This window comes from Desulfuromusa kysingii, assembly GCF_900107645.1.
GTDB classification, from domain to species: Bacteria; Desulfobacterota; Desulfuromonadia; order Desulfuromonadales; family Geopsychrobacteraceae; genus Desulfuromusa; species Desulfuromusa kysingii.
Window position 1 is genome coordinate 50,457 of sequence record NZ_FNQN01000013.1, and the last position, 13,842, is coordinate 64,298.

Sequence of the window (13,842 nt, forward strand, 5' to 3'; positions counted from 1 at the left end):
TGGAGAGCACCAAAAGGGATTAACGGACCTTTTTCCGTCCTTTCGGGACTCTTTTTCGGCGACTGCGTCTTTCAGGGATTTCGACAACATCAGAATCAGCGTTCATCTCTTCTTTTGACTTCGCGGCACTCACATTAATGCAACGATCAATCAGTCGAGTGCCGTCCAGCATGTTGATTGCGTCTCTGTTTTCAGCCTCAGTCGCCATCCGGATAAACGCGATCCCTTTAAAGTTACCGTTTTTCGGATCCGTGAGCATGTGGATGGAACGGACCGTACCACAGACCGAAAATAGCTTGTGGAGATCTTCTTCCGTTGCCTCAAAGGAAATATCAGCAACAAATATATCTTTAATCTTAGCTTTGGGTTTCATTGGTTATTCCCTTTTCAAAGGCTCCAGGAGCTTCTTCAGGCCGCTCCAGAGAAATTTGCCCCAAACTCCCGGCTCTGAGTTCACGTAACAGTAACTCTGCGGCCCGATGCTGATCGACGCCACCGCCCTTGATCAAACACCCGCGGCGGCGACCGACTTCTTCAACAATTGCCAGAGACGTTTTTGGTAATTCCGATAATTTATAGCGCTTCATCAACAAAGCAGGATACTTTTCTGCCAGATATTGCGCTGTGGTTAAGCCAACTTCAAAAGTATCATAGGCGTTATCACCAATCGCTCCGCTTGCTGCAAGTCTGGCAGCTCCAGCAAGATTTTCCAGAATTGGCCAAAGGAGCCCAGGGGTATCCGAGAGGAGAATCCCATTACGCAAGTCAATTTGCTGCGGACAGGTAGTGATAGCAGGCTTGTCGCCAACCCGAGCGATTTTTTTCCCGGCCAGGGTATTAATCAGCGTCGACTTACCAACATTGGGAATCCCCACCACCAAAACCCTTAACGGCTTCTTCGCCAGAGAGCGGGCGGGAAGGAGCTTACGACATAGTTTTGGAATCAATCCGGCATCACGGCGACTCGTCGCTTCGATGGGAATGGCTTTGACACCTTGTTGTTTCTCTAGAAACTCAACCCACCTTTTGGTCACGGTCGGGTCGGCGAGGTCATTTTTATTAAGAACTTTGATACACGGCTTGTCACCGCGCAACCGCTGCAAAAGCGGGTTGGAGCTACTGACCGGAAGTCTGGCATCGAGAACTTCAATCACCAGATCTATCTTGGGCAATATTTCAATAATCTGCGCCCGGGCTTTTTTCATATGCCCCGGATACCAGTCAATAATCATATCTATTCACTTTCAAGAAACATGGATAACAATACAACTCAACGGAAAGGCGGTGAGAGGAAAAAACAACAAATTAAGTGTTCAGACAAAAATAAGGGTATTCCCTGCGGCCTCTGCGCTCCCCTCATCTCTCCGGTAAAATTATTGCAAGCACAATCTTACCCGCGGATTTTTTGCAGCATCACCAGATCGGCCAGAACCAGAGCGGTCATGGTTTCAACAATAGGGACAGCGCGTGGCACCACGCAGGGATCATGACGACCTTTCGCCTCTAGAGTTGTTTCTGTACCAGCATAGTCAACCGTCTGTTGGGCCTGGCCGATGGTCGCCGGAGGCTTGAACGCGATCCGGAAGTAGACCGATTCGCCATTTGAAATCCCCCCCTGAACACCACCACTATAATTTGTTGTTGTCCCCAATCGATCCCCTTTTTTAACGAAGGGATCGTTGTGAGCTGAACCATGCATGCGGGCGCCGGCAAAACCGGAACCGATTTCAAACCCCTTAGTTGCAGGCAAGGAGAGCATCGCATGAGCCAGTTTAGCTTCCAGACGATCAAAGACCGGCTCCCCAAGTCCAGCAGGAAGATTACGACAGACACAACTGACAACCCCACCAACAGAATCTTTCGCTTCACGGGATGCCGTGATCTCTGCAACCATCTTTGCAGCAGCTTGAGGGTCGGGACAACGGATCTCGTTGGCATCAACCTGCGCCCGGGTTATCGTCTCCATGTCGACAGCGGTGCTGTCGTGATCGCCGACAGAACTGACCCAGGCAACGATTTCAATGCCATATTCCTGCAGCAGATATTTCTCAGCAATCGCACCAGCCGCAACCCGACCGATTGTTTCCCGGGCACTGGAACGGCCACCACCACTGGAGGCGTGAATGCCATATTTCATCTGATAGGTGTAATCGGCATGGGATGGGCGAGGAATCTGACTCATGGAGCCATAATCACCGGGGCGTTGATCCTTGTTGTTCACCATCATGCCGATGGGAGTCCCAAGGGTCAAACCGTTCTCAACCCCAGAGAGGATTTTGACCTGATCTGCCTCATCCCGCTCGGTGCCGAGCTTGTTTCCACCGGGTCTGCGCCGGTCAAGTTGCAACTGAATATCGGCTTCGGTTAAAGACATCCGTGGTGGAACCCCATCAACAACCACCCCGACTGCCGGACAATGAGATTCACCAAAGGTACTGATTCTGAAAATACGACCAAAACTACTCGACATACTGACCTCTACTGAGCATCGCTAAAACGGAAAGAAGATATAACCCTTAAAGGAGTCAAGAGCATAACAGAAAATAGCCTGCAGGGCTATTTTGTCCGCTACCGTCATCGCCACAAAGTGACTCCATGTTTACAGCGTCCTGAAAGGGGATCTTCTAGCGTCGGTTGAGGAGGCGCAATAATCCATCGAGGGCGGTGTACGGGTGGGGAGGACAGCCGGGGATATAAAGATCAACCGGCAGCAGATCACCGATGCCATTGTTGGTCTCGGGGCTGTCACGAAAAGGACCACCGCCGATGGCGCAGGCCCCTGAGGCAATAACCAGTTTCGGTTCCGGAATCGCTGCATAGGTGTCCAGCAACGCGCTCCGCATGTTCTCTGTCACCGGACCCGTCACCATAATACCGTCAGCATGGCGCGGCGAAGCGACAAATTGGATGCCGAAGCGACCAAGATCAAACACCAGCGTTCCCAACACGTTCAGATCGGCCTCGCAGGCATTACACCCCCCAGCTGATAGCTGGCGTAACTTCAACGAACGGCCGAACAATTTAAGCATCCGCTTGTTGAGTTTTTCTGCCAGACGGTAAGTCTCATCGCCTAACAGCAAATCGTCACGGCTGCGGGTTGCAAGACGATAGTCATGACTGAATTCCAAAGCCCCTAGCTCGGCCACTGGGCAATCGGCGCAGAACAGGCAGCGCCCCACATCAATCTGCAATTGACCCGCAACGCTCTGCACTGCGGCAAAGGGACAACTGGCAACGGCAGCTGACTGCTGTTGCTGATCCAGATTCGGGGTGATTTGCGGCAAGCCGCGAAACCTCTCAGACAGAGTCGGTTCCTGTTGCGGAAATTTCCCGGTCCGGTGTCCCTGACGTAGGCGTTCGCTTAAAATATGCAGCATAATAATGGCTCCTTAGAGGTCAAAACCACAGTAGGAGAGGTTAAAACTCTTGTTACATAACGGAAAATCAGAAATTTGTTCGCCCCGTAGGACCATCGTCATCCCCGCCCAGTTATGGAAAGAGGGGTCGACAATTTTGTACCGGGCTAGCTGTCCTTGCCCATCAGTGAGACCAACATGAACAACTTCACCCCGCCAACCTTCACAGAGTGAAACCGCCAGACTGTCAGGTGCCAGGGGCCCGAGGGGGATACGATTTTCCCCGGACTGTAAAGACTGGAGAGCCTCTCGAATCATCCTATGCGATGCGTAAATTTCACGACGGCGGACATTTCCCCGCGCGAAGACATCGCCATCTGTTTCAATGATTGGCGCATCAAAAAGCTTCTGTCTCCCCCCTAACGGATGGTGCAGTCGAGCATCCCGCATTAATCCACTCGCGCGGGCGACAACACCGACCAGACCTAGCTCTTCCGCAGCATCGATGGACAACACTCCGGTCCCCTCAAAACGGGCCAAGACTGATGGGCTGTCGAAACTGAGCTCAATCGCACCACGTGTTTCCGTTTCTAACACAGAGAGGCGCTGTAATAACTTATCAACAAGCTCGGGGTTGAGGTCAAACTGGACCCCACCGGGTCGTACTAACCCGCGCCCGAAACGGCTGCCACAAAGGTCTGCCATAAGGTTGAGGTAATCGCCACGTAAGCGACCACAGAAGGAAGATGTCGGTAAATAACCCACATCACCGGTCATCGCACCAATATCACCGACATGATTGGCTAAACGCTCTAACTCCAGCGCAATGGCGCGCACGGCGTAAGCGCGGGGAGAAGGTTCAACGGTTGAGAGACTTTCCAGCACCTGACTGTAAGCAATGGTATGGCCGATACTGGTATCACCAGCCGCAGCCTCCAGTTGATAGATGCTCGCAGGATGTGGCCCGCCGATGAGCATCTGTTCAATCCCGCGATGCTGAAAGCCAAGCGAGATCTCCAGATTCATCACCTTTTCACCATGACATTGAAACCGAAAGTGACCCGGTTCAATCACTCCAGCATGGACCGGACCGACAGCTACTTCATGAACCTCTTCCCCTGCAACCTGGTAGAAGTCCATATCACCGGGGATGGGATGGAGATCAGGGTCCCGCCCCCAGATATCAGCCGCAGCGATCCAGTTTTGATGAAAACGCACCGGTTTCAACCACGGGTGCCCTTCCGGACGCAACCCATACTGTTCCGCCAATTCCCGCTCGAACAGGTGCAACTGCGGACATTCCGGCGTCAATGAAGGAAAACTGTTTTGCACTCGGGTGTGTAATAATGCCAGCTTGCCCTGCCAATCGTGGGCGAGAACAGCATACAGATTGACACCATCAGCATCAGGATGGCCAAAGAAACTGGCTATCCGGGCATCACCTGCAACCTCCTCCAGCAGCGATTCACGAAAAGTGGGAAAGTCAAGGCATGGCAACTCAGTTAGGGGCACACAGGCCCCATGATGAAAGGAGATCAGCTTGGCGCGGTTCATGGTTGCACCTCCAACAGTGCCGCGGCATTTTGCAACGCCTGCTGTAACGGTTCTGGGATATAGACCCCCAGCACCAACACCAGCAGGATAAAAACCGTCGGCGAGATACAGAGCAACAAACGATCACGGAAACCACTGGTTTTTGCTTCTGCTTTCCCTTGCGTTGCCGCTAACACCGTCGACCCCATACCGATGAAGACCAACGCCAGAAACAGCAGCACAAACAGGCCAACAAGCAGATGATGATTTGCGAAGATACCCCGCAGAATAGTAAACTCACTCATAAACGGGCCGAACGGTGGTGAACCGGTAATCGCCAGAAATCCAGCGAGAAAGAGAGATCCAGAGACCGGGAGCGCAGAAATTACGCCACGCACCTCAGTCAATCGCTTACTTGAATAGGCACGTTGGATATTCCCTGCCGCCAAGAACAGACTCCCTTTGGTCAGAGCATTGTTGATCAGATGCAACATCGCCCCAAATGTCGCTAAGCCACCAATGCCAACGCCGATGGCCAGCAGGCCCATATGTTCGACCGATGAATAAGCCAACAGCCGCTTGATATCCGGTTGCCGAACCATAAAGATAGCGGCCAGACACAGCGACAGCAATCCCATACCAAGAAGCGCCTGCCGTGCCATGGCTCCGTCACCAGCAGCGCTCATCAACTGGACACCACGTAGAATCGCGAGAAAAGCGACGCTGGTTAAACCACCGGCTAATAAAGCGCCAACCAGTCCAGGGGCCTCACCGTAGGCGTCAGGTTTCCAACTGTGCAGTGGGGCGAGCCCCATCTTGGTACCAAAACCAACCAACAGAAACACGAAGCCACCATGGAGCCACGGTTTGCTCAAGGATCCCGCCATTTGTAACAGTTCATCCAGTTGCAGACTCGCCGGAGAACCACTCCCTAGTGCAGCATAGGCCACAAAGAGCAATCCCAGCATCGCTAGGGCGATCCCCACGGAGCAGATCAACAGATACTTCCAGGTCGCTTCGATCGACAGTTTGTTGCGGTTATAGTAGATCAACGGCGCACTGGAGATCGTGGTTGCTTCAACCGCCATCCACATCATCCCCAAGTGGCGGGCGGCAATCGCCAGCGTCATCGCACTGAGAAAGATCAATAAGCAGGGGACCATGATTTTATTGCCGCGATCACGACGGATATCCAGATAACCGACAGCGTACAGAGCGCAACCAAAAAACAACAGACTGGTCACCACCAGCACCAGCGTCGACAGGGCATCGAGGCCGAGCCAGATACCCCGCAGAGGACGTTGCTCAACAGCGAGCCAGACGCTGCATAGAAAATGCAGTCCCCCACTGACCGGAAGGAGCCAGGAGCGGGTCTGGTAATTTGGAATCAGCAAACTGATGACCGCGACAACCAGCGGAAAAATAATTATAAATTCGAGCATTACCTTATTCCTTGAGAGCGGTCAGACTTTCGGTATTAATTGACGAAAATTCACGGTTGATCTGGTTCATAACGATTCCCATAACAAAGACGCCGACCAACAGGTCAAGCAACACCCCCCCTTCGACCATTAATGGCAGCGCCTCGCTGAGCAACACCCCAAAAATAAAAATGCCATTTTCCAACATCAGATAACCAAGCACCTGGGTAATCGCTTTGCGCCGGGTGATCAGCAGCAGAAAACCGGAAAACATGGTTGCCAGCGCGGTGGGAACAAATAAACTATCTAAGTGCTCCACAGCCAGGGGCAGAAAATCGGCAAACAAGAAGGCTCCAGCGGTCATGAGAACCCCAAGGATCAATGTTGGAACGAAGCCGATAACCGGTTCCACCTCACGCCGAATCCGCACCTCACGGATCGCCCGCAACAGCAACAAAGGGATAAATACCCCCTTGAAGAGCAGCGCTCCGGAAAACAACACGAGTGAGTGCAAGGAGAAGCCGTGAACCGCGAGAGGCAACAGCGCCAACAGTGCCCCCTGGAGCGCAACAATACGGATACAGGCTCCGAGTCGGGCACTGCCGAGGGTGAAAAAATTGATCAAAATCACCGTCAACAGCAGCGGGTTGGTTATTTCCATAATGGTTTTCTCTCCAACAAATGACTCGATAAAAACCGAGCGTTTTTTATTTCATCCTTCAACGTAAAACCAGAACCAGAGCAAAAATTGACAGCAGCGAAGTTCCGACCAGCACCTGTGGTACCCGAGGGAGTTTCAAACGTGCCATAGCCGACTCAATCACGCCGATAAGGACTGCCAGCACACTTAATCCCGCCAGGAAAATCAAGCTATTGGTCAACCACCAACCCGTATCCCACGGGATCGCCAACCGGACCAACAGTGCACCGAGAACCATCATCTTCAGGGCTGCACCATAAAGAATCATGCCGAAAGCCGGTCCGCTATGGTCAAGCACCATCACTTCGTGGATCATGGTCAGTTCAAGGTGCGTGGTTGGATCGTCAAACGGGATCCTCGAACACTCCAGCAACAGCACCACGAACAAACACACCAGAATCAGAGTCAAAGAAGCCCCTGCTTCACTGCGCCAGGATGCCAGCAGATGCTCTCCCAACAAAGTATTCATCGAGAGACCACCCGACAGCCGCGCAAGGACCAACAGGACAAACAATAAGGTCGGCTCTGCTAAACAGGAGAAGGTCACTTCACGCGCCGCACCCATCCCCTCAAAGCTCGATCCGGTATCCAGAGCAGCCGCCGCAGTGAAGAAGCGTGACAGGCCGAAGAGATAAACGAAAAGAATCAGGTCCCCCTCAAAGGAAACCGGGGCTGGCAGAGCGCCAAAAGGGATCATCAGCGCAGCCAGCAACGGAACCGCCAGACCGACAACCGGGCCGAGCAGAAACACCCAGGTTGTCGTCCGGCTGAAGACAAAACCTTTACGCCATAAGCGATTCAAGTCGTAATAAGTCTGCAACAACGGGGCGCCGACACGGCCAGCGAACCAAGCTTTGGTCTTGGTAATGATCCCCAGTAGCAGCGGGGCGAACAAGAGCAAAATGAACAGATGCAGAACCAGATTGGCCAACATGGCAGGTTCCCCTTTCAAAACGTAAAAAATGCCAGCAGGGTAAAAACTGCCAAGGCAACATAGAGCAAGTACAGAGCCAGTATCCCATTCTGAACGCTGGTCCTTATGAACCTGAAGAGTCCAGCAACAGCGTGGAATAACGGTATTAACAGCCGATCTAAAACCAGATCGGGCGTATGACTGGAGAACTCAATCTTTTCCGGGAACAGCCCAGTCACCTTCCCCCCATGTCGTTCACTCAAGAGTCCAAAGTGGAACAAACCGACCAGTGAATCAGCAAAAGAGCTGGAGGTATATTGAATCCGTGGTTGCAGAAACTGATAGCCGCACCCCCAGGTATTGATCGTGCGAGGGGATTTCCGACTGCGGACGTAAAGCCACAAACTGAAAACCGCGATCAGCAACAACAACAGCCAACTCACATAGCTGACCCAATTGAGCGGGGTCAGAGCCTGCGTCGTCACAGCGACGCCACTTGCTACCGACCAATGGACAACCGCTTGACTTAACAACGGAATCAGGGTACTTGGCAACAAACCGATCCAGATGCAGGCTAGCAGCAACAAGAACATCGGAACCAGCATCGATACAGGTGACTCATGGGCTTGCGTAGCCGCTGCAGTACGCGGCTCACCCAGAAAAGCAATGCCAAAGACTTTCACGAAACAGGCCAACGCCAAACCACCGATCAGAGCCAGTGCCGGAGCGGCAAAAACAGCTAGTTCCAACATTGAGGAGGGTTGCCTCAAGGGCAAGAAAGCCCCCAAATAGATAAGCCATTCACTGATAAAGCCATTAAAGGGTGGCAGTCCGCTAATAGCGACAGCACCGCCAAGGAACAAGGCTCCAGTCCAAGGTTGACGTTTCAACAATCCGCCATAGTGATCAATCTCACGGCTACCAACGGCATGGATCACAGATCCAGCACTTAAAAACAGGAGCGACTTGAACAACCCATGGTTAGCAACATGGAGCAGACAACCAGCGAGACCAAGGGCGACCAACTCTGGCAGATGATAACTCCGTCCGAGCAGCGCAAGCCCCAGACCAAGGGCGATAATGCCGATGTTTTCGACGCTGTGGTAAGCCAGTAATCTCTTGATATCATGCTGAGCCAACGCCAACGCCACCCCCATGATTCCAGAAATCCCCCCCAACACCAGGATAGTCCAGCCCCACCAATGTGGGATTTCTGCGAACATTGACGTCAACCGCACCAAACCATAAATACCGGTCTTGATCATCACCCCGGAAAGCAACGCAGAAGCATGACTGGGAGCCGCAGCATGAGCGCCGGGAAGCCAGATGTGCAACGGAATCAAACCGGCCTTCATGCCAAAACCAAACAGTCCAAGGAGAAACACCAGACCGCTTCCCGCGATCGGCAAACTCCCTGCCGCAGGGAACATCAACGATCCGGAAATCTGGCTGAGCAGTGCAAAGGTCGCGAACAGGGCCAAGGTTCCTGTGTGCGTGGCAATCAGATAAATAAACCCGGCGCGACGCACATCCTCTTTGTGATCCTCTGTGGTGATGAGAAAATATCCCGACAACGCCATCACTTCCCAAGCCATCAGGAACAGGATGCTGTTGCTCGCGATCAACAACAGAATCATTGCGCCACTGATCAGCCCATAAAACAATCTCAGTTTACGCCCGTTTTCAGGGTGTTCCCGCTGTGGCCAATAGCGCAATCCGTAGATCGAGCCACAGGCAACGACCAGCAACAAGGGCAAAATAAAAATGGCGGCGAGCGGATCAAGACACAGGGACAGGCGGCCACCGGGAAGAGACCACGGCAGATCGAAGATCATTTCACCATCAGACAGCAATGCCCGCGTAACCCCGGCCAGGCCGGATGCAGTCCCGATCAAAGTCAGGAAGCATGCGAGTCGTTCAGCTCCCCGGCCCTCTCGCGCACAGAAAAGCCCCGGAACCCCGGCGAATGTGATCAGAAAAATCCCACAGACGAGCCACATCATATTATCACCCTCCACGAGAGCCAGCCCAGAGACTCCAAACCATCAGGACGGTGCTGGCGATTAAGATATAGAGCAGATAGATCGGCAGTCGCCCCTGCTGCAACCAACGCAATCGTTGGCAGCGTGTGGCAATCGCGGTAAACAGCGGAGTCAGGATCTGGTACAGGACCGGATCAGTTGAATGTTGCGCCAAGCTGATTGGCGCGGGAAACAACCCGGCGACTTTACCGCCGGTGACCACAGGTCGCATAAATTTTGGCAGCAGGTGACGAAAGGCCATTTCCGAATAACCTTCCCCGGTATAGGCGATCCGTGGACTCGGAAACTGGAACCCGCACCCCCAAGTCGCCCCTTGCTGCTCTGGTCGCTGACGACGTAGGAGCAACAAGCCGCCGGACAGCAGACCTACCGTCAATAACAGCAACACACCACCGTGGCCGAGCGGAGTCAGCGCGGTGGTCAGCTCGTCACCAACCATTTGCCCGGCGATTTGTCCTAAAGGCAAGATCAAAAGGGACAGAACTCCCTGTGGATAGAGACCAATGAACAGACAACAAGCTAACAAGAGCCCCATACTGACTAACATCAGCGGAGCCGCCTCGTGGGCCTGTTCGGCCACGGTTGAACGGGGTTGACCCAAAAGGCTGATCCCGATCAAGCGTGAAAAGGTGACTAGCGCCAGCGCTCCGACGATCCCCAGCAGCCCAAACAACAGCAACGGTAGTAGCGCATTGAGGCCGTTGAGCAGGGTTCCGGCATCAACCAGACTGATATAAATCAACCACTCGCTGATAAATCCGTTAAAGGGTGGCAGAGCTCCGATCGCCAGGCTCCCACCAATCCAGAAGAGACCGGCGATCGGCATACGCCGCAGCAGCCCACCCATCAGGTTCATGTCCCTGGTTCCGGTCGCATGCATCACGGCACCGGCACCAAGAAACATCACCCCTTTAAACAGGGCGTGGTTCCAGAGGTGCAATAATCCTCCGGCGTAAGCCAACAGGGCAATCTGCGGATAACCCTCAGCCGTGGCCACCATACCGAAACCAAGTCCAAGCAAGATAATCCCGATATTCTCCACCGTCGAATAGGCCAGACAACGTTTGATGTCACGTTGTTGCGCCGCTAGCGAGATACCGTAGAGAGCGCCTGCCGCACCGAGCAATGCCAGCAACCAACCCCACCATGCAGGCGCAGTCGGTAAAAAGCTGAGAACCCTCAGGATTCCATAAATTCCGGTCTTGATCAACACCCCCGACATCAACGCGGAGACATGACTTGGTGCGACCGGATGGGCATCAGGCAACCAGATATGAACCGGAAAAAGTCCAGCTTTGACCCCAAATCCAAACAACGCCAGCAGGTAGAGCAGTGAAGCGCTAGCGGGCGACAACTGCTGCAATGCTCCAAAGTCACTGAAGTTAAAACTGTGACTGTAGCTCCCGGAGTAAACAAACAGGGCCAGCAACAACATCATCCCCAGATGAGCAGCCAACATATAGAGCCAGGCAGCTTTGCGCACCTCTTCCTGTTGATGATTCCAGGCCACCAGAAAAAATGAAGTGATGGTCATACATTCCCAGGCCGCCAGAAACAGGACGGCATTGGCCGCTGTCACTACCAGCAACATGGCGAGCACCATCAGGTTGAAAAAAAACCAGTGTCCAGACAGATAACGAGTCCGCCCCTCATCAGCCATATACGGCCCGGCATAAAGGGCGCACAGCAGTGAAAGCACCGAAATCGGCAGAACAAAAAAAGCCGCCAGAGGATCAAGTAATAAATTAAACTCACCGCCGGGAACAGTCCACGGCAGGGAAATCGCCAAACTTTGTCCTGAAATAAGGACGTGCAGCGCCAGATAGCCGCTCAACGTCGTCGCCAGCAAAGTGGTCAAAGTCCCCATCCTTGTGGCTAAAGAAGAGTTACGCGTCAGGAGCACCAGTAAGCTGCCGCCCAAGAGGATCATTAACGTGATAACAAAAAGGTTCATCGTTGCACTTCAATTCCTGCGGCTAAAAGTCCAATAGTCGGTATCACGCCTTAAGTTTCCCTTCAGCTTTTGCCAACGCGGCAAAGATTTTCTCCCGATTCTCTTCATTGTCCAAGGTTTTCCGGAACTCAGGGTCTTGAAGGACAAATCCTAGACGGGAGATGAGGTGCAGATGCGAACGCAGGTCGGGGGCAATCACCAGAAGTAAAACTTTGACCAACTGTCCGTCGAAAGAGAAGAAATCGACTGGTTGATCAAGAAAACAGAGGGTAATCTTAGCTCGTTGTGCATTCAGCAAGTTGGGATTACGTGGATGAGGAATCGCAACTCCATGACCAATAGCGGTTGATGCCAGCTCTTCCCGAGCCCGCAGAAACTCCAACAGAGCACCGCGATCGACATCTTCGGTCAACCGCAGATGGTTGACAGCATCTGTCAGCACCTCCTCGCGGGTGCGCCCTTCAATCCGGTAAAAGACCCCACCGCTCTCCAGTGCAGAACTGATACTTGGCAACGGCAACAGTTCTGTGTCCTGCGGCAGAGACACATTAACCAGTTCCCCTCTCCTTTGCGAGGTTGCCCACTCAAGAAGTTCGGTCCGGCTAAAACGGTAACAACCACTGATCTTGTAAGCGGGGAGAGTCCCTTGCTTGATCCAGCGATAGATTGATTTCTGCGACACAGACAACAATTGCGCTGCATCATTAACCGATAAGTTCATCTGCTCACCTTATGACAAATCAGCCCTTATATGGACAATGGTGGACAATGCTCCTGTGAGATTGGTGTTGTCAAGTTCAAAACCACCACGCATTTGGATTTTAATCCTTCGCTATCAGCACCAAAGCAACGGTGTCACTTCGAAGCCCCAGTGTCAGTTTCCTTGCAACACCTGAGGGTTCTACGAATCTCCATGGATTGAGTGCAAAAAGTCCTCATGCGTCTATCTGCACTCAAGCGGACAGAAGAGAGAACATTTGCAGCATTGCTTCCACCACCACCTGTGTTAAAATTCTGAATATCAGACCAAGGAGATTTAATAGCGATGGCAGACGTCACTAAGTTCTTATCTGGAATCGAAAATTTTCAACAACAGCACTTCGGTGAAAACAAGGAACTGGCCACGTCTCTGGTCAAGGGACAAACGCCTCAGGCCCTGCTGATCGGTTGTTGTGACTCCAGAGTCGATCCAGCGGTATTAATGGACTGTGACCTTGGCGATCTCTTTATCCTCAGAAATATCGCTAATCTGGTCCCCCCTTACTTGAAGAATGATGACTACCATGGTGTCAGCTCCTCTCTAGAGTATGCAGTTTGCTACCTTGAAGTCTCCGATATCATTATCCTTGGACATTCAGAATGTGGCGGGATTGAAGCCCTAATGGGAACGGCTGATGGAGAAAAAGCTGGTGAGTTCATTGGCAAGTGGGTCAGCATTGCAGCTTCAGCCCGGGACAAAGTCTTGCAAACGATGCCAGACGCAACTCCAGCCAAGCAAGCACAGTGCTGTGAACGAGAAGCTATCCTGGTATCACTGAAAAACCTGATGACCTTTCCCTGGATCAAAGACCGGGTCTCCAAAGGAAAACTAAGCCTCCACGGCTGGTACTATAATATCAGCACCGGTCAACTTAAATATTACAACCAACTGACCGGCGAATTCGAAATCCTCGTCAAACGCTACTCTCCAAGCAAGCACCAAACGGAAAAAGAAGGGTAAAACACTTTTCCCAATAGAAATTACATCGCTCAGTACAATTTTCCGCCGTCTGCAGTCGCGTAGTGCACCGCCCTTGCTGTCAGCTTTTCACCACAAAATTTCTTTCCAGATCTTTACCCAATCTTTATACACACGTTAAACTGTTGTTACACGGGTTTGTTATCATGCAATCAAGGACAACCAACCCATCCGTAGCTTCCAGG

Annotated in this window: 12 protein-coding genes; 1 reads left to right on the plus strand and 11 read right to left on the minus strand. The window is 52.4% G+C overall.

The features are described from left to right. Positions 1-19: 19 nt before the first annotated feature. The 11 genes from BLU87_RS16185 to BLU87_RS16235 all read right to left on the minus strand — a co-directional run bounded on the left by BLU87_RS16185 (position 20) and on the right by BLU87_RS16235 (position 12,640). Positions 20-373 (minus strand): RNA recognition motif domain-containing protein, encoded by a 354-nt coding sequence (locus BLU87_RS16185; protein ID WP_092350753.1) that lies wholly within the window; start codon positions 371-373, stop codon positions 20-22. Further along, entirely contained in the window at positions 357-1,232 is an 876-nt protein-coding gene (gene ylqF, locus BLU87_RS16190; protein ID WP_092350755.1) for a ribosome biogenesis GTPase YlqF, read from the minus strand. The genes BLU87_RS16185 and ylqF overlap by 17 nt, the downstream gene beginning before the upstream one ends. Positions 1,233-1,390: 158 nt before the next feature. Further along, positions 1,391-2,470 carry a chorismate synthase gene (aroC, locus tag BLU87_RS16195; protein WP_092350757.1) on the minus strand — a complete coding sequence of 360 codons (1,080 nt, stop codon included), beginning with the start codon at positions 2,468-2,470 and terminating at the stop codon, positions 1,391-1,393. 154 nt (positions 2,471-2,624) lie between these two features. Then, the gene (locus tag BLU87_RS16200; RefSeq protein ID WP_092350759.1) at positions 2,625-3,377 is read right to left on the minus strand and encodes an NADH-quinone oxidoreductase subunit B family protein; all 753 of its coding nucleotides are present in this window, start codon (positions 3,375-3,377) and stop codon (positions 2,625-2,627) included. A gap of 12 nt (positions 3,378-3,389) precedes the next feature. Continuing rightward, positions 3,390-4,910, minus strand: a complete 1,521-nt coding sequence (locus tag BLU87_RS16205) for a hydrogenase large subunit (RefSeq protein ID WP_092350761.1) — start codon at positions 4,908-4,910, stop codon at positions 3,390-3,392. Beyond that, positions 4,907-6,331: a proton-conducting transporter transmembrane domain-containing protein gene (locus tag BLU87_RS16210; protein ID WP_092350763.1), complete on the minus strand. Its 1,425-nt coding sequence runs from the start codon at positions 6,329-6,331 to the stop codon at positions 4,907-4,909. The genes BLU87_RS16205 and BLU87_RS16210 overlap by 4 nt, the downstream gene beginning before the upstream one ends. A gap of 4 nt (positions 6,332-6,335) precedes the next feature. Next, on the minus strand, positions 6,336-6,974 hold the full coding sequence (locus BLU87_RS16215; protein WP_092350765.1) for a hydrogenase: 639 nt from the start codon (positions 6,972-6,974) through the stop codon (positions 6,336-6,338). Between the two features lie 55 nt (positions 6,975-7,029). Continuing rightward, entirely contained in the window at positions 7,030-7,941 is a 912-nt protein-coding gene (locus BLU87_RS16220; RefSeq protein WP_175498437.1) for an NADH-quinone oxidoreductase subunit H, read from the minus strand. Positions 7,942-7,958: 17 nt separating this feature from the next. Then, the gene (locus tag BLU87_RS16225) at positions 7,959-9,926 is read right to left on the minus strand and encodes a proton-conducting transporter transmembrane domain-containing protein (RefSeq protein WP_092350769.1); all 1,968 of its coding nucleotides are present in this window, start codon (positions 9,924-9,926) and stop codon (positions 7,959-7,961) included. A gap of 4 nt (positions 9,927-9,930) precedes the next feature. Continuing rightward, complete coding sequence (locus BLU87_RS16230) at positions 9,931-11,919, minus strand: proton-conducting transporter transmembrane domain-containing protein (RefSeq protein ID WP_092350771.1); 1,989 nt, start codon at positions 11,917-11,919, stop codon at positions 9,931-9,933. Positions 11,920-11,962: 43 nt separating this feature from the next. Beyond that, complete coding sequence (locus BLU87_RS16235) at positions 11,963-12,640, minus strand: PTS sugar transporter subunit IIA (protein WP_092350773.1); 678 nt, start codon at positions 12,638-12,640, stop codon at positions 11,963-11,965. Positions 12,641-12,964: 324 nt separating this feature from the next. Here BLU87_RS16235 and BLU87_RS16240 point away from each other — a divergent pair, with 324 nt between their 5' ends. Further along, on the plus strand, positions 12,965-13,639 hold the full coding sequence (locus BLU87_RS16240; protein ID WP_092350775.1) for a carbonic anhydrase: 675 nt from the start codon (positions 12,965-12,967) through the stop codon (positions 13,637-13,639). The last annotated feature ends 203 nt before the right edge of the window (positions 13,640-13,842 follow it).